The 22,967-nt window shown below is 70.6% G+C and carries 16 protein-coding genes and 2 pseudogenes; 5 read left to right on the forward strand and 13 right to left on the reverse strand.

What is annotated here, in order from left to right; genetic code table 11:
• Positions 1-55 precede the first annotated feature (55 nt).
• Entirely contained in the window at positions 56-757 is a 702-nt protein-coding gene (locus ABZ396_RS23980) for a FadR/GntR family transcriptional regulator (protein WP_358916956.1), read from the forward strand.
• Positions 758-780: 23 nt separating this feature from the next.
• Here ABZ396_RS23980 and ABZ396_RS23985 read toward each other — a convergent pair whose 3' ends face one another.
• The 6 genes and pseudogenes from ABZ396_RS23985 to ABZ396_RS24010 form a co-directional block, all read right to left on the reverse strand.
• Entirely contained in the window at positions 781-3,798 is a 3,018-nt protein-coding gene (locus tag ABZ396_RS23985) for a glycoside hydrolase family 38 C-terminal domain-containing protein (RefSeq protein ID WP_358916957.1), read from the reverse strand.
• Between the two features lie 28 nt (positions 3,799-3,826).
• Positions 3,827-4,099 (reverse strand): annotated as a pseudogene (locus tag ABZ396_RS23990) (fibronectin type III domain-containing protein); the annotation flags it as partial.
• 251 nt (positions 4,100-4,350) lie between these two features.
• Entirely contained in the window at positions 4,351-5,589 is a 1,239-nt protein-coding gene (locus tag ABZ396_RS23995; RefSeq protein ID WP_358916959.1) for a glycosyl hydrolase, read from the reverse strand.
• 25 nt (positions 5,590-5,614) lie between these two features.
• Entirely contained in the window at positions 5,615-6,481 is an 867-nt protein-coding gene (locus ABZ396_RS24000; protein ID WP_358916961.1) for a carbohydrate ABC transporter permease, read from the reverse strand.
• On the reverse strand, positions 6,478-7,365 hold the full coding sequence (locus ABZ396_RS24005) for a sugar ABC transporter permease (RefSeq protein ID WP_358916963.1): 888 nt from the start codon (positions 7,363-7,365) through the stop codon (positions 6,478-6,480). The genes ABZ396_RS24000 and ABZ396_RS24005 overlap by 4 nt, the downstream gene beginning before the upstream one ends.
• A gap of 10 nt (positions 7,366-7,375) precedes the next feature.
• A complete protein-coding gene (locus ABZ396_RS24010; protein ID WP_358916964.1) occupies positions 7,376-8,668 on the reverse strand; it encodes a sugar ABC transporter substrate-binding protein in 1,293 nt (430 codons plus the stop codon).
• Positions 8,669-8,895: 227 nt separating this feature from the next.
• Here ABZ396_RS24010 and ABZ396_RS24015 point away from each other — a divergent pair, with 227 nt between their 5' ends.
• Positions 8,896-9,942, forward strand: a complete 1,047-nt coding sequence (locus tag ABZ396_RS24015) for a LacI family DNA-binding transcriptional regulator (RefSeq protein WP_358916966.1) — start codon at positions 8,896-8,898, stop codon at positions 9,940-9,942.
• Positions 9,943-9,989: 47 nt separating this feature from the next.
• On the opposite strand, the gene ABZ396_RS24020 is transcribed toward ABZ396_RS24015, so the two are convergent.
• Positions 9,990-12,365: an alpha-L-fucosidase gene (locus ABZ396_RS24020; RefSeq protein ID WP_358916998.1), complete on the reverse strand. Its 2,376-nt coding sequence runs from the start codon at positions 12,363-12,365 to the stop codon at positions 9,990-9,992.
• A gap of 254 nt (positions 12,366-12,619) precedes the next feature.
• Between ABZ396_RS24020 and ABZ396_RS24025 the strand changes: the two genes are divergently transcribed.
• Positions 12,620-13,963: an amidase family protein gene (locus tag ABZ396_RS24025; RefSeq protein WP_358916967.1), complete on the forward strand. Its 1,344-nt coding sequence runs from the start codon at positions 12,620-12,622 to the stop codon at positions 13,961-13,963.
• 224 nt (positions 13,964-14,187) lie between these two features.
• On the opposite strand, the gene ABZ396_RS24030 is transcribed toward ABZ396_RS24025, so the two are convergent.
• Together ABZ396_RS24030 and ABZ396_RS24035 are read right to left on the reverse strand one after the other, a co-directional pair.
• The gene (locus ABZ396_RS24030) at positions 14,188-14,670 is read right to left on the reverse strand and encodes a GNAT family N-acetyltransferase (protein WP_358916968.1); all 483 of its coding nucleotides are present in this window, start codon (positions 14,668-14,670) and stop codon (positions 14,188-14,190) included.
• Between the two features lie 54 nt (positions 14,671-14,724).
• Entirely contained in the window at positions 14,725-14,898 is a 174-nt protein-coding gene (locus ABZ396_RS24035; protein WP_358916970.1) for a hypothetical protein, read from the reverse strand.
• A 483-nt stretch (positions 14,899-15,381) separates the two neighbouring features.
• Between ABZ396_RS24035 and ABZ396_RS24040 the strand changes: the two genes are divergently transcribed.
• Complete coding sequence (locus tag ABZ396_RS24040; RefSeq protein WP_358916972.1) at positions 15,382-15,759, forward strand: hypothetical protein; 378 nt, start codon at positions 15,382-15,384, stop codon at positions 15,757-15,759.
• Positions 15,760-15,784: 25 nt separating this feature from the next.
• Positions 15,785-16,042: pseudogene (locus tag ABZ396_RS24045) on the forward strand (SDR family NAD(P)-dependent oxidoreductase); the annotation flags it as partial.
• Between the two features lie 17 nt (positions 16,043-16,059).
• On the opposite strand, the gene ABZ396_RS24050 reads toward ABZ396_RS24045, so the two are convergent.
• The 4 genes from ABZ396_RS24050 to glgC all read right to left on the reverse strand — a co-directional run bounded on the left by ABZ396_RS24050 (position 16,060) and on the right by glgC (position 22,825).
• A complete protein-coding gene (locus tag ABZ396_RS24050; RefSeq protein ID WP_358916974.1) occupies positions 16,060-17,553 on the reverse strand; it encodes an SDR family NAD(P)-dependent oxidoreductase in 1,494 nt (497 codons plus the stop codon).
• A gap of 103 nt (positions 17,554-17,656) precedes the next feature.
• Positions 17,657-18,982 carry a wax ester/triacylglycerol synthase family O-acyltransferase gene (locus ABZ396_RS24055; RefSeq protein WP_358916976.1) on the reverse strand — a complete coding sequence of 442 codons (1,326 nt, stop codon included), beginning with the start codon at positions 18,980-18,982 and terminating at the stop codon, positions 17,657-17,659.
• A gap of 144 nt (positions 18,983-19,126) precedes the next feature.
• Positions 19,127-21,448, reverse strand: a complete 2,322-nt coding sequence (locus ABZ396_RS24060) for a GH92 family glycosyl hydrolase (protein WP_358916977.1) — start codon at positions 21,446-21,448, stop codon at positions 19,127-19,129.
• Between the two features lie 156 nt (positions 21,449-21,604).
• Positions 21,605-22,825, reverse strand: coding sequence for a glucose-1-phosphate adenylyltransferase (gene glgC / locus ABZ396_RS24065; protein WP_358916979.1), 1,221 nt, complete (start codon positions 22,823-22,825; stop codon positions 21,605-21,607).
• Between the last annotated feature and the right edge of the window lie 142 nt (positions 22,826-22,967).

Raw genomic sequence — 22,967 nt, forward strand, 5'->3', positions numbered from 1 at the left:
TGGTCCGACCACATCGCTGGTTAGACTGCGGCGCACCGGCGACTCGAGGAGCGGTGTGGACGAGACAGCCCCACAGAAGGGCACGGTGACGCAGCGCGCCATCGAGCGGATCAAGGCGATGATCGCGGAGGGCCGCCTGGAGCCGGGCCAGCGGCTGCCGACGGAACGGGATCTCGCCGTCCAGCTGGGCATCTCCCGCAGCTCCATGCGCGAGGCGATCCGCGCGCTGACGGTCCTGGGCGTCCTGGAGGCGCGGCACGGCTCCGGCATCTACGTCACCCAGCTGGAGGCGGGTGACCTGCTGGAGACCTTTGGTGTGGTCGCCGATCTGTCACGTGGGCCGCGGCTGGTGGAGCTGCTGGAGGTGCGGCGGGTACTGGAGTCGACGGCGACGGCGCTGGCCGCCGCGCGGATCACGGCCGACCAGCTGGCCGAGGTGGAGAAGCACGTGACGGCGATGAACGCCACGGACGATCCGGAGGAGATCCTCGCCCACGACCTCGCCTTCCACCGGGTGATCGCCGGCGCCGCCGGGAACGACACGATGGCCGCGATTCTGGAGGGGTTGTCGTCGCGGACCTTCCGGGCCCGGGTGTGGCGGGGGTATCAGGAGGAAGGGGCGTTCGCACGGACCCGGAGGGAGCATGCCGCCATTCACCGGGCCCTCGTCGCCCGGGATCCGGAGGCGGCGAGGGCTGCGGCGGCGGCTCATGTGGGTGAGGTGGAGGAGTGGTTGCGCGCGCAGCTCGGGGGTTGACGCTGTGGCGACGGCGGGTGGGCTCAGGTCCTTTTGAAGCGCAAGGTCATCAGTTCGAACGGGCGCAGTCGTACCGTCATGCTGTCACCGTCCCGGTCCGGGGCCGGCGTGTCCAACGGTCGCTCCAACAAGTCCGTCACCGTGGCACCCGTGGCCTCGAAGCCGGTCGTCAGCGTCGCGCGGGCCCTGCCCCCGTGCGCCTCATGGAACCTGACCACCACGTCCCCGCTGCCGTCGTCCGCCAGCTTTACCGCCGTGACGACGACCGCGTCGTTGTCGACCGTGACCAGCGGGGTCACCTCCCCGGCGCCGTTGACCCTTCGCTCCGGCAGATTGATCCGCCAGCCCTCCCGGACCGCGTCCCCGATCGCCGCGCCCGGCACCAGTGCGTGCCGGAAGCGGTGGATGCCCTGGTCGGTCTCGGGGTCGGGGAAGCGGGGTGCGCGCAGCAGCGAGACACGGACGGTGGTCGTCGTACCCCGGTCGCCGTCCGTGCGGACGGTGCGCGTCACATCGTGGCCGTACGTCGAGTCGTTGACGAGCGCCACGCCCCAGCCCGGCTCGTCCAGGTGGATGAAGCGGTGGTTGCAGGCCTCGAACTTCGCCGCCTCCCATGAGGTGTTGGTGTGGGTCGGGCGGTGGAAGTGCCCGAACTGGGTTTCCGAGGCGTACCGTTCGGCGTGCAGGTCCAGGGGGAAGGCCAGCTTCAGGAACTTCTCCGTCTCGTGCCAGTCCACCTCCGTGTCGATGACCAGGCGGCGCTCCCCCGGCGGCAGCGACAGCACCTGGGTGACGCGGGAGGAGCCGAAGGACCGTACGATCCGCACCGAACGGCCGTCCTCACCGACCGACAGCCCCTCGGTGTCCGTGAGGTCCGTGACCGCGTTGCGGTAGAAGGCGTCGACGTCCCAGGCGTCCCACATGTTCGGGAAGTCCGGGTGGAGTTGGAGCAGGTTGGCGGCCGTACCGGGGGCGATGGTCTCGCGGTCTGCGGCGAGGTCGTACGCGGATACGACAAGGCCCCGGGCGTCGATCTCGATCCGCAGCAGGCCGTTGGAGAGGATCTGTCCGCCCTCGGGACGCTCCGACACCGTCGCCCCCTCGGGCGGCTGCTCCACGCTCGCGCCGCCGGCCGGCACGCCGTTCCTGCCGTGCGGCGCCGCGTTGAACAGCAGTGGCCGGTCGCCCTCCCCCGCAAGTGCCCGCTGGGCCGCGTCGATGATCTCGCCCAGTTCGGCGGCGATCCGCTGATAGGTTGCCCGGGCCTCACGGTGCACCCACGCGATCGACGAACCCGGCAGGATGTCGTGGAACTGGTGGAGCAGGACCGTCTTCCAGAGGCGGTCCAACTCCTCGTAGGGGTAGGCAAATCCGGTGCGGACGGTGGCCGTCGCCGCCCACAGCTCGGCCTCCCTCAGGAGGTGTTCGCTGCGCCGGTTGCCCTGTTTGGTCTTCGCCTGGCTGGTGAGGGTGGCGCGGTGGAGTTCGAGGTAGAGCTCGCCCACCCAGACGGGCGGGTCCGGGTATTCGGCCTCAGCCTTCTTGAAGAACTCCTCCGGGGTCTCCCAGACGACCGTCGGCGAGCCCTCCAGGTTCCGCGCCCGGGCCGCCTTGGCGACCATCTCCCGGGTCGTGCCGCCGCCTCCGTCACCCCAGCCCGTCGGCGCGAGGGAGTGCCGAGCGCGGCCCTTGTCCTTGAAGTTGCGGGCGGCGTGGGCGAGTTCGCTGCCCTTCATGGAGCAGTTGTAGGTGTCGACGGGCGGGAAGTGCGTGAAGATGCGGGTGCCGTCGATGCCCTCCCACTGGAAGGTGTGGTGCGGGAACCTGTTCGTCTGGGACCAGGAGATCTTCTGGGTGAGCAGCCGGGTGGAACCCGCCGCCCTGATGATCTGCGGCAGGCCCGCCGCGAAGCCGAAGGTGTCCGGCAGCCAGGCCTCGTCGTTCTCGATGCCGAACTCGTCGAGGAAGAACCGCTTGCCATGCACGAACTGACGGGCCATCGCCTCGGAGCCCGGCATGTTGGTGTCCGACTCCACCCACATCCCGCCAGCCGGCACCAACCGCCCCTCCGCGACCGCCTTCTTCACCCGCGCCCACACCTCGGGCCGGTGCTCCTTCACCCACGCCCACTGCTGGGCCTGGGACATGGCGAACACGAAGTCGGGCTCGTCCTCGATGAGGGCGGTCATGTTGGAGGTCGTACGGGCGACCTTGCGGACCGTCTCACGCAGCGGCCACAGCCACGCCGAGTCGATATGCGCGTGCCCGACCGCGCTGATCCGGTGCGCGGAGGGCGCGGCGGGGGCGGACAGGACCTCGGTGAGCCGTGAACGCGCCTGCTTCGCCGTGCCGTTGACGTCCTGGAGGTCGATCGCGTCCAGGGCCCGTTCTACCGCGCGCAGGATCTCCCAGCGGCGTTGTGCGTCGGCGGGCAGCTCGGCCATCAGCTCGCCGAGCACTTCCAGGTCGATCACCAGCTGCCACACGGTCTCGTCGAAGACGGCGAGGTCCATCCGGGTGAGCGTGTACTGCGGTTCGTGCCCGGCGGTGTCCTTGTCGCCGAGCCAGGTGGGCCGGAAGGGGTGGTAGTCGAGGATGACGGGGTTGGAGGCCGCCTCGATGTGCAGCCGCACCTCCTCGCCGCCCGCCACCGGGGCGCCGACGCGGACCCACTGGTTGCGTGGGTTGAGGCCCTTCACCGGCGTGCCGTCGGGCCGGTAGACGAGGCCCTCGCACTGGAAGCCGGGCATGTTCTCGTCGAATCCGAGGTCGAGGAGGGCCTCGACGGTACGCCCGGCCCACTCGTCGCGGACGGTTCCGGTCACCCGGAACCAGCTGGTGCCCCATGGAGCACCCCACCGGGCGCCCACCTCGATCGGCGCGGGCTCGGCCGCGAGCCCCTCGGCGACCGGTACGGGCTCGCCGGGCGCGTGCCACACGGCGACGTCGAGCGGCACGGACTCGGGGTATACGGCGGGACGGATGCGCTCGTCGAGGACGCGCCTGAGGCGGGCTTCGACCAGGCTGCGGTCGTCATGCATGCGGGGTGCTCCGTTTGTTCGTTACCGGTTACCAGGTGTGCGTGACGGTCACGGGATCCGACGAGGTGTACAGCTCCCCTACGGCACGCACTTCGAACCGTGCCGTCACCTCGCCCTGCTCCGGCTGGAGCCCGGTCAGGAAGTAGGCCCGCTGGCCGGTGGCGCCGAGGAAGCGCCGGGTGCCGTCCGGGAGCAGCCGGTGCAGGCTGCAGTGCCGTACGTCTCCGGGTGCCGCGTCCCAGGCGAGACGCAGATCGCCGCCGCTAGCCGCTGTGATCTGCGGGTTGGCGGGTGCGGCGGGGCACGGAGTACGGTGATCACGCGATCTGGGACGCCGCGTGCGACGCCAGCGTACGGGGCCCCTGCTCCACCAGCGAGATGAATCAGGGCCTCCCCGTCGCCTCTGGCCGCACTCACGGGCCAGGTCATGAGGGACTCTGCCCTTCCGGGGTCGGACCACGGACAGGATCCGTGTCGCCGCCCGGTTGCGAAAGCAGACGACCAGTGCGCCCAAGACCGTTCGGGGCGTGCCGGTGCGCGGACTCATTCCGCTCACCGCTCAGGAACGGTGGGGAGTACCTGGTCGGGTGTGACGACCTCAGTAATGCCGCGAGCGGCAAGGTGTTCCTGGTCGGCGGCGTGCGCGTCCAGCACTGTGGTAGGGCGCGCGCCGTCGGCGACGAGCCGGAACCAGGCGTCGAAGACGGGCCCGCCTGGCGCGCACCGGGAGCGCCGGGCCGGGTCGGAGGGCACGACGAGCGCCGTGCCGCGCACTTTCGCCGCTCTCGGTTCGGCCGCCGCGAGGGCGTGCGCGAGGTCCTTGGGCTTGCGGTCGTTGGTGAACAGACCCAGACCGTATTCGAGTTCGGGAAAGTCGGCGAGGCTCCGGCTGACGTCGTGCGAGCACCACCAGGTGACACCCCATAGATCGGGGCAGTCCAGTACGGCGGTGAGGGTCGCCTCGGTGAACGCGGCCGCGTGCTCCGCGGGGATCAGCGGCGCGGGCGCACCCACTTCCTGGAGCCATACGGGCCGGTGCGCGTCCTCGGCCCAGGCCTTGCTCAGCTCCACCAGATACGCGGCGTGCTGCTCGGTCTGCGGGGCGGTGCGGCCGTGGCGTTGGGCGGTGCCGTTGAACACCCAGGAGTGCACGGCGGTGAGGTCGCCGAGGCGGGCCGAGTGGGCGGGGGTGAAAGGCTGGTCGTCCTGGTACCAGGCGGCGTCGTAGGAGGCGTGCAGATGGAGCCGGCCGGGGGCGGCCTCGGCGCAGGCGGCCAGCAGCCGTACCAGCCAGCGCTCCGCCTCCTCCTCGGTGGCCCGGTCCGGATCCGGATGAGGGCCGGCGGCGAACTGGTTGACCTCGTTGCCGATCGTCATCCCGATGAAGTTGGGCCGGTCCGCGAGGGCCGCGGCCAGGCTGCGGAGATAGGCGGCCTCCCCCGCCACGACCTCCGGGTCGGTGAAGAGGTTGCGCCGGTGCCAGGTCCGGGTCCAGGCCGGCAGGAAGTCGAAGCTGCTCAAGTGCCCTTGCAGACCGTCCACGTTGACGTCGAGACCACGTTCGGCGGCCGCGTCGGCGAGGGCGACGAGCTGCTCGACCGCGCGCGGCCGGATCAGGGTGCGATCGGGCTGGAAATAGGGCCACAGCGGAAAGACCCGGATGTGGTCCAGTCCCAGAGCGGCGATCGAGTCGAGGTCGGCGCGCACCGAGTCCAGGTCGAAGTCAAGCCAGTGGTGGAACCACCCTTCGCTGGGGGTGTAGTTGACGCCGAAGCGCACGGCAGGAGGCATGCGGTCTCCTTGCGGGGAAGGGGGTTCAGCCCTTGACGGCGCCTTCGCCGACCCCGCGGAAGAAGTACCGCTGGAGACAGGCGAACAGGGCGATGAGCGGGGCCACGGCGATCACGGTGCCGGCGGCGACCAGGCGTTCGTCGTTGGCGAAGGTGCCGTGCAGATAGTTGAGGCCGATGGTGAGCGTGAACTTGGAGGGGTCGCTGAGCACGATCAGCGGCCAGAGGAAGTCGTCCCAGGCGCCCATGAAGGCGAAGATCGCGACGACGGCGACGGTGCCCTTGACCGACGGCAGGGCGATCCGCAGGAACCGCTGCCAGACGTCGGCGCCGTCGACGTAGGCCGCCTCCTCGATCTCGTAGGGCAGGTTGAGGAAGGCGTTGCGCATCAGCAGCACGTTCATGGCGCCGATGGAGCCGGGCAGCACGACACCGATCAGGGTGTTGTTGAGGCCTAGTTCACGCATGGTGGTGAACTGGGCGATGATGATCCCCTCCACCGGCACGAGCATCGCGAGGACGAAGACGAGCGTGGCGATCCGGCGTCCCCGGTAGCGCAGCCGGGCCAGGGCGTATCCCGCGAGCGCCGAGCCGACGCAGTTCGTGACGACACTCGCGCCCGCCACCTTCAGTGAGTTGAGGGCGTAGTCCCAGACGGGGATGGTGTCGGCGACCCGCTGGTAGTTGTGCAGGGTGGGCTGCTCGGGCAGGAAGCTCGGGGGCGCGCTGAAGATGTCCTCGGTCGGGCCCTTGAGCGAGGTGGACAGCTGCCAAAGGAACGGCCCGACGGTGACCGCGAGGACGAGCAGCAGGAGCGCGTACCGCAGGACCAGCTCGCCGATCCGGATGCGGCGCCCGTGCTCGTCGGTGAAGCGTGCCCGGGTGGCGCTCATGGGCGCTCCCTCCGGTCGGCGCGCAGCACCAGGAGCATCAGCGCGACGGTGACGACGAAGACGACGACGGAGAGGGCCGAGGCGTAGCCGACGCGGCCGGTCAGTCCGGTGCCGGTGCGCTGGACGAGCATCACGAGGGTGGTGTCCTCGCCGGCCGGGCCGCCGCTCGGGCCCGCCATCAGGTACACCTCGGAGAACACCTTGAACGCGGCGACCGAGGAGAGCGCGGCGACCAGCACCATGGTGGAACGCACGGCGGGCACGGTGACGGTGAGGAAGCGGCGCACCGCCCCCGCACCGTCCACGGCGGCGGCCTCGTGCAGCTCGCGCGGCACGTTGGCGAGCGCGGCCAGATAAATGATCATGTAGTAGCCGAGGCCTTTCCAGACCGTGACCGCCATCGCGCTCAGCAGGAGCAGCCACTGGTCGCTGAGGAATCCGATCCGGCCGATCCCGACCGTCTCCAGCAGGGAGTTGACCAGGCCGCGTTCGTCGAGCAGCCAGACCCAGATCAGCCCGACCACGACGATCGATGCGACGACCGGGGTGTAGAAGGCGGAGCGGAAGAAGGTGATGCCCGGGATGTTCTTCTGCACCAGCAACGCGAGCAGCAGCGGCAGTACGACGAGGGCGGGTACGACCACGACGACGTACAGCGTGCTGTTGCGCAGGCCAGTCCAGAACATGTCGTCGTGGACCAGTTCACGGAAGTTGGCGAGGCCGACGAACCGGCCCGGTATCAGGGTGCGGCGGTCGGTGAAGGAGTTGACCACCGTCGAGACGAACGGATAGAGCACGAAGGCGCCGACGACCAGCAGCCCGGGAGCGGCGAACAGCCAGGGGCTGGTGGGCAGTTGGCGCTGCACGCGAGTGATGCCGGCCATGGCCCGTCCCTCAGCCCTGCTGCTGGAGCAGCTGGTCGCAGGCCTTGACAGCGTTGTCCAGAGCCGCCTTGGGGCTCTGCTTGCCCTGCAACGCCTTGGCGACCTCGTTGCGCAGCGCGGTCTTCATCTGGTCGCTGAACAGCACCGGCGTGTAATTGACCGCCGTTTTCAGGGACTTGGCGGCAGCGATGCGCACCCGGGTCTCGTCGGTGCCGTCCTCCTTGGTGAAGTACGGGTCGTCGAGGGAGCCGGCGGTGCTGGGGAAGATGGCGACCTTCCTGGCGAAGGACATCTGGTTCCGCGCGTCGGTCACGAAGTGCGCGAAGGCGACGGAGGCCGCCGTGTGCTTGGTCCTGGAGTTGACCATCACACCCATCACGTACATGTTGACGTGGCCGGTGCTGGTGATCTGGTCGGTGATGCCGATGTTCTTGTACAGGTTCGGCGCCTGCTTCCTGAAGTTGGCGAGGTCGAGGGCGCTGCCGGGGTTCATGGCGACGGCCTCGGTGAGGAACTTCTTGCCGGAGGACTCCGGGGTCGCGGTCAGCGCCTGCGGGTCGAGTGCCTTGGCGTCGTACAACTCCTTGTATTTGGTGAGTAGTTCGACTCCCTTGGCGTCGTTGAAGGCGAAACCGGTCCCCTGCCTGTCCATCAGTTCGACGCCGTAGCGCCCGAAGTCCTCGACGCTGGGGATGCTGGCGAGGGTGGCCACCTTGCCGTCGCTCTGCCGCGCCATCTTCAGGGCGTCGGCGAAGAGGTCGTCGTATGTCTTCGGCGGCTGCTCGGGGTCGAGTCCGGCCTGCTTGAACAGGGCCTTGTTGTAGAAGAGCGGCCCGGTGTTCAGATACCACGGGAAGGCGTACGTCCCGCTCATCCCCGGTATCCGATGGCTGGCCCAAGCCCCCGACAGATACTCGGACTTGTACGTGCTCGCCACCTTGTCGAGGTCAAGGGCGAGGCCCGCCTTGGCGAGCGGGGCGGCGAGGTCCGGGGAGACGTTGACGACATCGGGCAGGGTGCCGCCGGCCGCGTCCGCGCTGATCTTGTCGGCGTAGCCCTCGGCCGGCTGGTCGATCCACTTCACCCGGGTGTCCGGGTACTTCTTCTCGAAGTCCGCGATCAGGCCGTCGAAGTACGACTTGAAGTTCGCGCGCAGGTTCCAGGTCTGGAAGGTGATGTCGCCCTCGACCTTGCCCGAGGCGTCGGTGGAACCGCCGCCGTCTCCCCCGGAACCGCAGGCGCTCAGCGGCAGGGCGAGGACGGCGGCAGCGGTGAGGGCGAGGGCTCTGCGGGAGATACGCATGGTCCGTTGCTCCTTTGCAGCGGGGGCGGCCGAAGGTGCCGCGCCAGACCTTGCACGCCGTTTTCCCGACGAGTCAATGGATTCGACACAACTAAAGTCATTAGTGGCTCAAAACCCCTGCTCAGTAACGTGTTACGAGCGTATTGCGGCCGATCACTAATGCGCTTTAGGGTGTTTGAGCTCAAGCGCATTAGCGGATCACGGTCCCGACCGAATGAGGAAGTGACTTGACGGAGAAACGCTCGCCCGCGCGCCGGCCGACGATGAAGGACATCGCACGCCGGGCCGGAGTCTCCGAGAGCGCGGTCTCCTTCGCGCTGAACGACCGCCCCGGGGTCTCCGAGACGACCCGGGCCAGGGTCCGCCGGGTCGCCGAGCAGCTCGGCTGGCGGCCCAGCACGGCCGCCCGCGCCCTGTCCGGCGAGGGCGCGGCCACGGTCGGCTTCGTCCTCGCCCGCCCCGCGCACTCCCTGGGCGTGGACTCCTTCTTCCTCCAACTGGTCTCCGGCGTCCAGGAAGTACTCGCCGAACGCCATCTCGGCCTGCTCTTCCAGATGGCGGAGGACGTGGCCGACGAGTGCGCGGTCTACCGCCGCTGGTGGGCGGAACACCGCGTCGACGGCATCCTGATGGCGGACCCGCGCGCCGACGATCCCCGCCCCGGCCTGCTCGACGAACTCGGCCTGCCCGCGGTGGTGATCGGCGGCGCCCCCGACGAACGCCACCCCGGACTGTCGACGGTCTGGGCGGACGACGCGGCCGCGATGGCCTCGGTGGTCGACGAGCTCACGGCGCTGGGCCACCACAGGATCGTGCACATCGCGGGCCTCCCCGGCCTCGCCCACACCCAGCGCCGGATCCGCACCCTGCGCACGGAGGCGGACGGCCGGGGCCTGACCGAGGTCCGCTCGGTCACCACCGACTACTCCGACGCCGAGGGCGCGGCCGTCACCCGGCGCGTCCTGCGCGCGACCCCGCCCCCGACGGCCCTGATCTACGACAACGACGTGATGGCGGTGGCCGGAGTCGCGGCGGCGGCCGAACTCGGCTACTCGGTGCCGGACGACGTCTCCGTCGTCTCCTGGGAGGACTCCGCCCTGTGCCGCTTGGTCAAGCCGTGGCTGTCGGCGCTCTCCCGGGACAGCGCCGAGTTCGGGCGGGTGGCGGCACACGAGCTGACGGCCCTGCTGGACGGCGGCTCGGCACGGGCCGTACGCGTACCCGTGCCGAGCCTCACGGTGCGTGGCAGCACCGCACCCGCCGCTCGCCCGTAGACCAGAACCCCTTGTTGCGACGCCCGGTTGGTCAGCCCTTCACGGCCTCAGCCGTTCCACTCCACCTTGAACACCCACACGTGCTGTCCCGCCCTCCGGGCCGACTCGGGCACCTCGATCACCAGTGCTCCGTTGCTGACCGTCCAGGTGAGCGGCCGGTCGTGGCCGAGCAGGGTCACCTTGTCGCCGGCGCGGACCGGCACCGGTGCCTCCACGGTGAGCCTGGCGCCCGGCCGGGTCAGGGAGTGGATGTAGAAGGCCTCGTTCGGACGGACCGTGAACCGCAGGTCCTCGCCGAGCTGGGCCATGCGCGACCAGTACGTGGTGCCGTAGATCGCCTCACCGTTGACCGCGAGCCAGGCACCCGTCTCCCGCAGCCGGGTCTGCATGATCTCCGGGATGGTGCCGTCGGCGCGCGGGCCGATGTCGAGCAGGAGGTTGCCGTTCTTGGAGACGACGTCGACCAGGCTGTGCACGACCTCCTCGGCGGTCATATAGGCGGCGTCCGGGGTCGCCCGGTTGTAACCGTAGCTGCGGGGGTCAAGGCCACGGCTGGCCTCCCACTTGGCGACGACCGTGTCGGCGTACGTCGTGTACTCGGGCGTGGTGAAGTCGTGGAAGCCGATGCCCGAGCGGTCGTTGACGATCACGTCGGCCGGACGGGCGCGGTTCTTGGCATGGTTGAAGTACTCGGCGAGGACATGGACGCTGTCATTCGCGCCGCCGATGTCGCACCAGATGATCTCCGGGTCGTAGCCGTGGATGAGTTCGAGCATCTGCGGGGCCTGAAGGTCCCTCACATAGTCCTTGCCCGCGGTGTATCCGGTGTACGGCAGCGGATCCAGCGTGTACGGGTTGCGCGGGGCGTGGCCCATCCAGGGGTTGTCGGGGTTGAACCACTCGGGCATGGAGAAGTAGAGGCCGCGGTGGAGTTCGGGCGTGTAGCGCCGGGACGCCTCGAACAGCTCCTTGATCAGGTCCCGTTTCGGGCCCAGCTTCACGGCGTTGCGGTCGGAGACCTTGGTGTCCCACAGCGCGAAGCCCTCGTGGTGCTTGGAGGTGAGTACGTGGTACTGGGCGCCTGCGTCCCGGAACAGCTCCACCCACGCCCGCGGGTCGAACTTCTCGGCGGTGAAGCGCGGGATGAAATCGTCGTAGGCGAAGTCCTCGCCGTAGGTGTCCCGGTGATAGGCGTAGGTCGGGTTGTTCGGGTCCTGCATCTGGTCCCAGTACCACTCGGCGTACTGCACCCCGACCGGCGCCCACGCGGGCACCGAGTAGACGCCCCAGTGGATGAAGATGCCGAACTTGGCTTCGCTGAACCAGTACGGTGCCTGATGACCGGCCAACGAGGTCTCGCTGGGCTGGTAGTCGGCGGTGCCGAGCGTCAACGTGCGCTCACTGGAGGCGACTTGGGCGCCCCGTCCATGCACGCTCACCGTGCCGTCCCGATCGGTGCCGGGCGCGGTGCCGGTGCGGTTGCGGATGCCGACGTGGACGCGTGCCTGTTCACCTGGGTCGAGGCGGCGGATGCGGGCGGGCTCGGTGGTGCGGGCGCCGGGGACGTCGACGCGCACGGACACCGCGTCGCCGGCCAGGATCGCGACGGTGCCCGCGTTGACGACGGTGGCCTCGACGCTCTGGGCGCCGGTGGAGTCCAGCAGGGAGCTGGTGGAGCGGGCGTCGCGCAGGGCCAGCGCCCGCCCCTGGGCGACGGGCTGGAGGGAGAGCGCGAAGACGTGCAGGGCGCTCTTGCCGGCCTCGGCCGGGTTGGTGACCGGCAGGGTGATGGCGACGGCCTCGCGCTGCGGGTCGATCCACACCTCCGAGGTGCCGATCCCGACGCCGTGCTCGTCCTTGCCGCCGTCCGGCCGGTAGCGGTACGGCGCCGCCAGCGGGCCGCCCACCGAGTACCAGTCGCCGCCGCTCAGGCCGGCGGTGGTGGTCGTGCCGTCGGCGTAGTGGACGGTGGCCCGGCCGGAGGCGGTGCCGTAGCTGCCGGCGGTGAGGAAGACGGCGGACAGGTAGTGGCCCTTGGGCAGGTCGACGCGCTGGCCGAGCGCGACAACGTTGTTCTTGGCGCCCGCCGCCGCGGTGGGGAAGTCGAAGGGGATGCCGTCGACCTCGACGCGGCCGCCCGGGAGTTCCTCGCCCGGGAACGTGTAGCCGGAGCCGTCGAAGTCACCGCCCGGGGCAGTGGCGGTGTCGATGCCGTCGTTGTCGTAGAGGGAGTCGAGCGGTACGGGGACCGGAGCGGGGACGGGGACCCATGGCGATGCGGCGCCCGCACCGGCCGAACCGGCGGCGCGAGCCTCGGCCGGCTCGGCGGCCTGGGCCTGGGTCGTCGCGGCGAGCGGCAGGGCGGCCGCCGCGGCGGCACCCGCCGCGACTCCCAGAACCTGACGTCTTGGAAAGGGAGACATGTTCATGCGCGGCTCCATTCATCGGATGTCTGATGATTGAGCGGGCTCAGAAGCCTGTCAATGGGGCAGGCACGCACGAGAGTTGAGGAAGTGGTCGGAGGACCTGTGAGAACAGCGCGGAAACCGACGACCGGCCCGCGGCGCACCCACCCGAATGTCCCGCAGCGAACACTCTCGACGCGAAGCCCACGGCGGGGCAGAGTGCCCTTCCATACCGACGAGTACGCCTCTTTCCCGCACTTCCAGGAGCGCCCGTGACCAGCTGGGTCGGCAGGACCGCCGCCGAGATAGCCGCCGCCGTACGAGAGAAGCGGGTCACCCCCCGGCAGGTGGTGGCGGAGCATCTGGAGCGGATCGCGCGGCTGGACGGGCGGATCGGCGCGTTCCGCAAGGTCCGGGCCGACGCGGCGCTCGCCGAGGCCGACGAGGTCGCGGCCCGCACCGACCTCACCGAACTCCCCCTCGCCGGTGTGCCGTTGGCTGTGAAGGACAATCTGGCGGTGCGCGGCGAGGCACATCTGGACGGTTCGGCCGCGACACCGGACAAGCCCGCCGACGCCGACCATGTCACCGTGGCGCGGCTGCGGGCGGCGGGCGCGGTGGTCGTGGGCCTGACGAACGTACCCGAACTGTGCGTCTTCGGTACGACCGACGGGGTCCACGGCATCACCCGCAACCCGTGGGACGCCCCGCGCAGTGCGGGCGGCTCCTCGGGCGGCAGCGCGGCCGCGGTCGCCGCCGGGCTTGCCCCGATCGCCCTCGGCAACGACGGTATGGGCTCGCTGCGCATCCCGGCGGCCAACTGCGGTCTGGTCACCATCAAGCCGGGGTTCGGGGTGGTCCCGGCCGGGATCGGCAACGGCGACTGGTTCGGCATGTCGGAGAACGGGCCGCTGGCGACCAGCGTCGGGGACGCCCGGCTGGTGCTGACCGTCCTCGCCGGCAAGGTGTTCGAGAGCGGGGGGAGGCCGGCACCGCTGAAGATCGCCGTCTCGCGGCGCAGCCCGCTGGCCGGGGTGACCGTGAGCAAGCCGTATACGAACGCGGTGGCGCAGGCGGCCGGGTTGCTGGCGGGCACCGGGCACCAGGTGCGGCGAGCCGAGCCGCCGTACCCGATATCGATCGGTGTCACCGCGCTCCGGCACTGGACCGCGGGCACGGCCGTGGACGCGGCCGGCCTGGACCCGGCGCTGCTGAGCCGGCGGACCCGGGTGCACGCGGCGATCGGCCGCCGTTTCCTGCGCGGGGTCCGGGTGAGCGACTCCAGGGAGCGGCTGCGCGCCCGGCTCACCCCGTTCTTCGCCGAGTACGACGTGCTGCTCACCCCGGCCCTGGCGCGCCGCGCTCCGGCGGCGGCCCCCTGGCACGAGCGCGGCTGGTTGCGCAATGCGCTGGCCGACTCCCGCTACTCGCCGCTGACGCCGGCCTGGAATCTCACCGGCTGGCCGGCGATGTCGGTCCCGTTCGGCACGCTGCCCTCCGGCGCGCCCTGTGCCGTACAACTGGTGGGACGGCCGGGCTCGGAGGCGGTTCTGCTGGAGGTGGCCCAGACACTGGAGACCCTGCGGCCGTGGCAGCGGACGGCGCCTGTCGACTGAGGCCGCTTCGGCGCGGTCATCCGGCGGGCCGCGTCGACGACCGCCGCGCGGTGCCGGGCCGGCCGCTGCCGCGGCCAGGACTCGCTGACCTCCTTGGATGCGACGCCCTCGACGCCCTCGGCGGCCCAGAACCAGGCCTGGCGGCGGCGAGCACCATGGTCACGAGGCCGTCGGGCGCCAGGTGATCGAAGATCGCTTGTTCGCGCCCGCGGTCTCGGCGGCGCTCAGAGTACGCGGTACATGATGTGGAGGCCGACCGGTCCGTGCTTCGGGTGGTCGAAGGCCTCCGGGACCGTGCCGATGATCGTGAAGCCGAGGGAGGTCCACAGGGCGACGGCCGGGTTGGTCTCGACGACGGCGTTGAAGACCATGGACCGGTAGCCGTGGGCCCGGGCCTCGGCCAGGACGTGTTCGGCGAGTGCCCGCCCGATGCCCCGGCCGCCCTGGTCGGGGTCGACCATGAAGCCGGCGTTGGCGACGCCCGCCGCGGGGCCCCCGTAGTTGGGGGTGAGATAGGCGGAGCCGACGACGGCTCCGGTGGGGTCCTCGGCGACATAGACACGTTTCGCCGGGCTCATCCACAGGGCGCGGGCCGCCTCCTCCGAGGTGTCGGGGTCCCAGCCGTACGTCTCGGCGGCGGCGACGATCCGGTGCCAGAAGGGCCAGATCTGCGGCCAGTCGGCGGCCGTGGCTTCTCTGATCAGCATGGGCGTGAGTGTCGCACGCCCATGCGTCGGCGATCACGGAATATCGACCGGCGGTCAGTCCACGCTCGGCAGGATATGGGGCTCGGCGAGGTCCTCCTCGTAACCCGCGAGGCGGATCGGGGCCGACCGGGCCCACACGTCGAGGCTGCCGAGCTGTCCGGGCCGGCTGCCCGCGCGCTCCGTGCGTTCCTTGGGGCGCTGCTCGCGATTCGTCTGCTCCGGTGTCACCGCGCACTCCTTATGTGTCGGTCACCCTCGGGCGTACCGGACAGTCTGCGTTCCGGTGCCCGGCGCCCGCTCGGGTCTGGATGGAAGGCCAGTTCGGACGCGGTGGCGCCGGTAACTCAGAAGAGAGCAGGCCGTTTGTCAACCGGCTTGTCCCGGGACGGACCGTGGGTGTGGGTGGGACCCCTTGTTGCTGTCCGTCCCCCATAGATTAACCAAATGAGCGCGAGTCCGCTCGATAGGGAGTGCAAACAAGGTGTAACTATCTCGAGTCGCTGCGTGCTCTGACAGCCCGGAAATATATCCGTTCGTAACATAATGCCCGGTTTACTCTACACGCTCGATCCGAGCGCGCGAACACACCTTCGAGTGGACAGGCGTCCGCTCCCTTCACAGGCTGTGCAGTTCAGGTTGCGTTGGCCAGGTCGAAAACTCGACATGATCCGATGACACAGGACAACGGCTGTCTCGCGGAAGGACTGACGCATGGAGCTGCGCAGCGTCGAGGAGCTGATGGATCTGCTGTACGCCTGCCGGCACCAGCGCGCACTGCGCACCGCGGCTCTGCTGCGCCGCAGCCGCCCCGCCGACAAGGAGCTCCAGGTGGCGGGCCTGGTGCACGGCATCGAGGAACTGCTGGGACCCGCCGACGGCGCCGCGCATGCGGTGCGGCACCTGCTCGGCGAGCGGGTCTACCACCTGGTGCGCGGGGACCCCGCCCCCGCCGACGACGACGTCCTGCGGTTGCGGCAGGCCGACGAGGAGAGCCGCACCGCGGGGTTCGACGCGGGCGTCCTGGAGGACTGGCGTACCGTCCTGGAACTGGTCGCGGCCCGCAACTCCCGTCTGGGGGCTGTCGACTGACGATCCGTCATGAGACGGTACGGCGATGACGTCGCCGTACGGGCTCAGGGGCAGGGCGGCCGTCGTCACCGGCGGCACGCGTGGGATCGGGCGCGCGGCCGCCGGGGCGCTCGCGGCGGCCGGTGCGCTGGTGTGCGTGAGCGCCCGGGACCCGGACGAGGTCCGGCGTACGGCCGCGGAGCCGGGCGGGACCGGCCTGGCCGGCAGTGTCGCCGAGCCGGAGCACGCCCGGGAGCTGACCCGGCCGGCCCTCGGCGAGTTCGGACGGCTCGACATCCTCGTCACCCGGTTGAGCGGGGCTCACCACTTGCCCGGCTCGTAGTCCTTCAGGAAGACCCCGTACACGTCGTCGCCCTGCTCACCGCGCACGATCGGGTCGTAGACGCGGGCCGCGCCGTCGACCAGGTCGAGCGGCGCGTGGAAGCCGGCCTCGGCCAGCCGCAGCTTGTCGTAGTGCGGCCGCTCGTCGGTGATCCAGCCGGTGTCGACGGAGGTCATGAGGATGCCGTCGGTCTCGAACATCTCCGTCGCGCTGGTCCGCGTGACCATGTTCATGGCCGCCTTCGCCGCGTTGGTGTTCGGGTGTCCGGCGCCCTTGTAACCGCGGCCGAAGACGCCCTCCATCGCGGAGACGTTGACCACGTACGACCGTCCGCGCCCCGCCTTCTTCGCGGCCGCGGCCATGGCCGGCCTCAGCGCGCTGATCAGGATGAACGGCGACGTGTAGTTGCAGAGCTGGGTCTCCAGGAGCTCCACCGGGGAGATCTGGTCGATGGTCTGCACCCAGGTGTTGGTGTCGACGACGTCCGGGACGAGGCCGCCCGCGTCGATGGCGGTGCCGTCCAGGTGCCGGGCGACGCTGGCGTTGCCCGCGACCAGCGCCAGGCCGGCGACCTGCTGGGCGTCGAGGCCGCTGATGCCGAGGGGCAGCGCGGCGAGGCCGTCCACGGCGCCCGAGTTGAAGGCGCCGATGACGTGGTGGGCGGGGAGTTCACCGGCGGGCAGCGGGGCGCTCTCGGCCTCGACCAGGGCCGCGTAGGCGGAGGGCAGCCGGCGCACAGTCTGGGTCGCGTTGTTGATCAGGATGTCGAGCGGACCCCCCTCGGCGACCCGCTCCGCCAGGGCGACGGACTGCGCGGGGTCGCGCAGGTCGATGCCGACGACCTCCAGGCGGTGCAGCCAGTCCGCCGAGTCCTCCATCGCCTTGAAGCGGCGGATGGCGTCCTTCGGGAAACGGGTGGTGATCGTCGTGTGCGCGCCGTCGCGCAGCAGTCGCAGCGCGATGTACATACCGATCTTGGCGCGGCCGCCGGTGAGCAGGGCACGCTTGCCGGTCAGGTCGGCGCGGGCGTCCCGCTTGACCCGGTTCAGGCCGGCGCAGTCCGGACAGAGCTGGTGGTAGAAGTAGTCGACCTCGACATAGCGGCTCTTGCAGGTGTAGCAGGAGCGCGGGCGCTGGAGTATGCCCGCGATCCTGCCCTCCTCTGTCCGCGAGGAGGGCAGCAGGCCCTCGGTCTCGTCGTCGATGCGCTCGGCGGAGCCGGTCGCGGTGGCCTCGGTGACCGCCTTGTCGTGGGCGGTCTTGGCGGCCCGGCGCTCCTGGCGGCGGCGCTGCTTCACCGTGCGGTAGACGCCGGCCGTGGCCCGGCGCACCGCGATGGCGTCCGGGTGGTCGACCTCCAGCTTGTCCAGCTCTTCGAGCACGCTGAGGCAGACGGCGAGCCGCTCGGGGTCGATACCCGGGCCGTAGACCACCTGGTCCTCGGCCGTCGGGCCGTCCTGTGTCACCGTCATCGCGCTGCCGCTTCCCTGATCCACCAGCGGCGCTCCGACTCGCGCCTGCCTTCGAACAGGGAATTTTACGGAGCGCCGGGCCGTACCTCCAAACCTGACCGGATCACTGATCGCAGACCGCCATCAGAGAGTCCACCTCGTCACTCACCGCGCGGGCGAGCACATCGAGGTCCGGGACGGCGGCCGCGTCCGCGACGAGGCCGTAGTGGACCTGGTTGCGGTAGGTGGAGATGGCGACCGCGAGGGACTGGCCGGGCGCTAGCGGGGCCAGGGGGTAGACGGCCGTGAGCGGCTGACCGCCCAGGCGCAGGCCGAGGCCGGGCAGCGGGACGCTGGTGACCAGGATGTCGAACCAGAGCCGGGCGGCCTGGCCGACCAGCGGTCCGCCGAGCCGGTGCCCGAGCGCGGGCACATGGTCGGCGAGCAGCGCGACGGCACCGGCGCCCCGGTTGGGGCCGGCGTCCTTGTTGCGGACCATCGCCGTGCGGACGCGGTCGAGGCGGGCGAGCGGGTCGGGGTCGTCGACCGGAAGCCGTATCAGATAGCCGGAGAGCCGGTTGCCCTGTGGGGTGGCGGTGCGCGGACGGCGCTTGGAGACGGGGATCAGGGCGCGCGGAGCGACGCCCTCGGTACCGTCGCCGCGCTCCTCCAGCCAGCGGCGCAGCGCGCCGGCTACGACGGCGATGAGGACGTCGTTGACGGTGCCGCCGACGGCCTTGCGGACCCGGTGCACATCGTCGATGTCGAGGTCGACACCGGCGATACGGCGGGTGCCGGTGGGCTCGGACCTCAGCGCGGCCGAGGAGCTGACCCCGAGGGCGGACAGGGCGACGGAGGCGCCGATGTCCAGGGCCCGGCCCACGTCCGAGAGCGCACCACGCACCAGTTCGGGCACCCTGCGCACGTCCGGCAGCGCCGGCAGCGGGCGCGACGCCTCGATCGGGCGGGGGGCGCGCTCGGGCAGGTCGAGCGGGTCCATGACTCCGGCGGCCAGCTTGAGGGCGCGCAGCCCGTCGGCGAGGGCGTGGTGGAACTTGAACAGCACCGCGAAGGACACCCCGTTCTCGCCGGGCAGCACATGCGCTTCCCAGGGCGGCCGGCCGCGCTCCAGCGGGCGTTGCATCAACCGGCCGGCGACGGCCTGGAAGTCGGCGGTCGGGGCGTGTAGCCGGACGTGGTCGAGGGGATCGAAGTCCGGGTCGGTCTCGCGGGCGGCGCTGCCGAAGGCGAGCGGCTGCCAGACGTCTCTGATGCGCATACGCAGTCCGGGCACGGCGGCGGCACGGGCCGCGAGCAGGTCGGCCGCGTGGGCGCCGGCGGTCGGCGAGTGCGCCGAGAAGACGCCCAGCGCGCCGAGGTGCATCGGGTGCCGGTCGGACTCGATGTTCCAGAACGCCAGATCGAGAGGTGCGAGCAGGTCAGCAGTCAAGGGTTGCCTCGCGTCGACGGAGGGTGAATCAGCAGTCAAACGCCGACACCTGATTACGGTCAAGTACGATCACGCTACGCTCAGTTAACAGCAGATTAAGCCCCGCCTCCACCGAAAGAGGCGGGACTCAAGGGACATCTGAGGTCACCTCAGCGCCGGTGGCCCCGCCTCGGGTGACGTACCCCACTCTGACGGGCGCGGGCCGACCGTGAACGCCAGCGACCGCAGGGAGCGCAGCGAACCGGTCGTCAGATAGGTACGGCCGTAATCGGTTCCGTCGGTCCGGGCCCTCTGGACGTAGCGGTTGACCGCCGAGGTGCCGGGAGCGGTGACCGTGAATCCGCCGCTCGGCCAGTAGCGGCGGTCGAGGCGGACGTCGACCCGGTCGAAGACGGGCGTGGACAGGCCCCAGGTGCTGTATCCCGGCTGGACGGGGAAGAGGCCGATGGACGACAGCACGTTCCAGGCGGACATGGTGCCGAGGTCGTCGTTGCCGGTCATCCCGGACGGGCCGTCGGTGAAGAGGGTGAGCGCCGCGTGCACCACGTCGGTGGTCTTCCAGGGCTGGCCGGTGGAGAGATAGGTGTACGGGGCGATGAGGTCGGGCTCGTTCATCGGGTTGTAGACGGCCGCGTGGTAGTAGGCGTACGCGTTGCCGTGCACCCACACCTCCCGCGCGGTCTTCTCGGGGTCGGCGAGCAGTTTGTCGTAGGCGAAGAAGGAGTCGAGCCGCTCGTTGGTGGCGCGCTCGCCGCCGATCAGGGAGATCACGCCGGGCAGGTCCTGCGGGACGAGCCACTGGTACTGCCAGGCGGTGCCCTCGTGGAAGCCGATGCCGCGGGCCGGGTCGGGGTCGCCGGCGAAGGCGCCGGAGGCGTCACGGGCGCGGAAGAACCCGGTGGAGGGGTCGAAGATGTTGCGGTAGTTCTGCGCCCGGGTGGCATAGCGGGCCGCGTCCGCGCCGTGGCCGAGGTCCCGGGCCATCTGGGCCAGCATGGCGTCGGACAGCGCGTACTCCAGGGTGACGGAGGCGCCGTGGTCGTAGTCGGAGTCGCCGACCTTGGTGTGCGGGCGGCCCTTGATGTAGGGGGCGTAGCCGTTCGCGAGGTACTCGGCGTTGGCCTCGCGGCCGACGCCCGGGTCGGCGGCCGGCGGCACGCCGTCGGCGTTCTTCTTCAGCGCCCGGTACGCCCGCTCCTCGTGGCCTTTGAGGAGGCCCATCTGGTAGGCGGTGGTCAGGAACGGGGTGACCGGGTCGCCGGTCATGATGTTCGTCTCGACCGTGCCGTAGCCCCACTTGGGCAGCCAGCCGCCCTCCTCGTCGACCTTCAGCACCGACAGCGCCATGTCCCGGGCCTCGCGCGGCGCGAGCAGAGCCAGCAGCTGGGCCTGGGTGCGGTAGGTGTCCCAGAGTGACCAGTTCTGGTAGTAGGTGAACCCCTTGGCGCGGTGGATCCGGCGGTCCCAGCCGGTGTAGCGGCCGTCCGCGTCGTCGCCGACGTTGGGCGCCAGGAAGGCGCGGTAGAGGGACGAGTAGAAGGTACGGCGGAGGGTCGCGCCGCCGCCCTGGACGCGCACGCCGGCGAGCCGCCGCTCCCAGGCGTCCCGGGCCGCACGCCGTACCGCGTCGAACGAACGGCCGCCCTCGGCGCGCAGATTGACCTCGGCACCGTGCGCGTCGACGTACGACAGTGCGGTGGTCGCCTCGACGGTACGGTCCTTGGTGGTGTCGAAGCGGACGTAGGCGCCGCCGGCTCCGGCGCGGGAGCCGGGTGTGATCGCGGTGCCGTTCCAGGTGCCGTAGGCGGTGAAGGGGCGGCTGAAACGGGTGACCGTGTAGACGGTGTAGGGCGCCGTCTCGCGGCAGAAGCCGTGGCCGGTGATCCTCGTGCGGACGGTGTGGTCGTCGAGGATCTCGACCTCGCTGCTCGACGGTTTGTGCAGCGCCTGGGCCGCGTTGAGCAGGACGTTGGCCTTGCCGGTGGCCGGGAAGGTGTACCGCTGGACGCCGGTGCGTGCGGTCGCGGTGAGTTCGGCCCGGACGCCCGAGTCGAGGCCGACGCGGTAGTAGCCGGGGCTCGCCACCTCGTCGGCGTGGTCGAACCCGGCGGCGTACTGGGCGTAGTCCGTCTGTGTGACGTCCCCGGTGGTGGGCAGGACGGGCAGGTCGCCGCCGATGCGGCAGCCCACGCCGGAGAGGTGGACCAGGGAGAAGCCGCGGATCCGGTGCTGCGCGTAGTCGTAGCCGGTGCTGTGCCCGGTGTCCGGGGAGAACTGCACCATGCCGAAGGGTACGGCCGCGCCCGGGAAGGTGTTGCCCTCGTTCTGGGTCCCGATGAAGGGGTTCACCAGGTCGGTGAGGTGGCCGTCGGTCGGTTCGGCGGCCCCTGCGGCTGGGGCGGTGAGCAGCGCGGACGCTGTCAGCACCCCGGCCAGGCACAGCCGTGTGCGCCGGGTCCCTCTCATGTCGGATGACCTCCGAAGGTTCGACATCGCTGTGTGCATCGTGAGGGGGAAAAGCCGAAAAGCCCGGCACATAGGGGTTTTCGCGCACAGCGCGTCGCGCGACGGGTCGGGCCCGGCGCGGGAAGGAACGGCGCCGGGCCCGGGGTACGGAGGGGGCTACGAGACCAGTTGGCCCTTCCCGAGGGCGATCACTCCGCCCCTGGAGACGGTGTAGAGCTCCGCGTCCCGGTCCGGGTTGACGCCGATGGTGGCGCCGGGCGGGACCTCGACGTTCTTGTCCAGGACCGCGCCGCGCACCACCGCGCCCCGGCCCACCACCACGTTGTCGTGCAGGACCGACCCCTGGACCACCGCACCGGGGTCGACGCGTACGCCGGGTGACAGCACGGACCGGGTGACCTGGCCCCTGATCAGACAGCCCGCGCTGATGATGGACTCGCTCGCGATGCCGCCGGCGTTGAAGCGGGCCGGGGAGAGCTGGTAGGAGTGCGTGTAGATGGGCCAGCTGCGGTTGAAGAGGTTGAAGGCGGGCCGCTCGGCGATCAGGTCCATATGGGCGTCGTAGTAAGCGTCGAGGGTGCCCACGTCCCGCCAGTAGCCGCGGTCACGGCTGGTCTCGCCGGGGATGTGGTTGGTGCCGAAGTCGTAGAGCTGGGCCTCGCCGCGGGCGGTCAGCTGGGGCAGTATCGAGCCGCCCATGTCGTGCACGGAGTCGTCGTCCTCGGCGTCCCGGTGCAGGGACTCGACGAGGGCCTTGGTGGTGAAGATGTAGTTGCCCATGGAGGCGAAGACGGTGTCGGGGGCGTCCGGCAGCCCCGGCGGGTCGGCGGGCTTCTCCAGGAAGGTCTCTATCGTCTGCCCGTCCGAACCCGGGGTGATCACACCGAACGCCGAGGACTCCACGCGCGGGACGCGGATGCCCGCGACCGTGACCCCGGCGCCGCCCTCGATGTGCTGCTGGAGCATCTGCCGGGGGTCCATGCGGTAGACGTGGTCGGCGCCGAACACCGCGACATAGTCGGGCTGTTCGTCGTGGACGAGGTTGAGGGACTGCAGGATGGCGTCGGCGCTGCCCAGGTACCAGCGCGGTCCGAGCCGCTGCTGGGCCGGGACCGGGGTGACGTAGTTGCCGAGCAGGCTGGACATCCGCCAGGTGGTGGTGATGTGCCGGTCCAGCGAGTGGGACTTGTACTGGGTCAGCACACAGATGCGCAGCACGTCCGCGTTGACGAGGTTGGACAGGACGAAGTCGACCAGACGGTACGTCCCGCCGAAGGTGACAGCTGGTTTGGCGCGGTCGGCGGTCAGGGGCATCAGGCGTTTGCCTTCCCCGCCCGCGAGCACGATCCCGAGTACCGAAGGCCCACCACGACGCATGGCCGCTCCCCTCACCCTGGTGCTCCATGCTTGCCCTCGGAGCACTCCCGCTAAGCCTGCACCTGGATCGCGTCGAACAGGCGGCCTGCCAGTTACGGCCGCTTGAGGATCTTCTGGCGGCGGCGGCTCGTCCGTGACGACC

This window comes from Streptomyces sp. NPDC005866, assembly GCF_040629895.1.
In the GTDB taxonomy this organism is placed as follows: Bacteria; Actinomycetota; Actinomycetes; order Streptomycetales; family Streptomycetaceae; genus Streptomyces.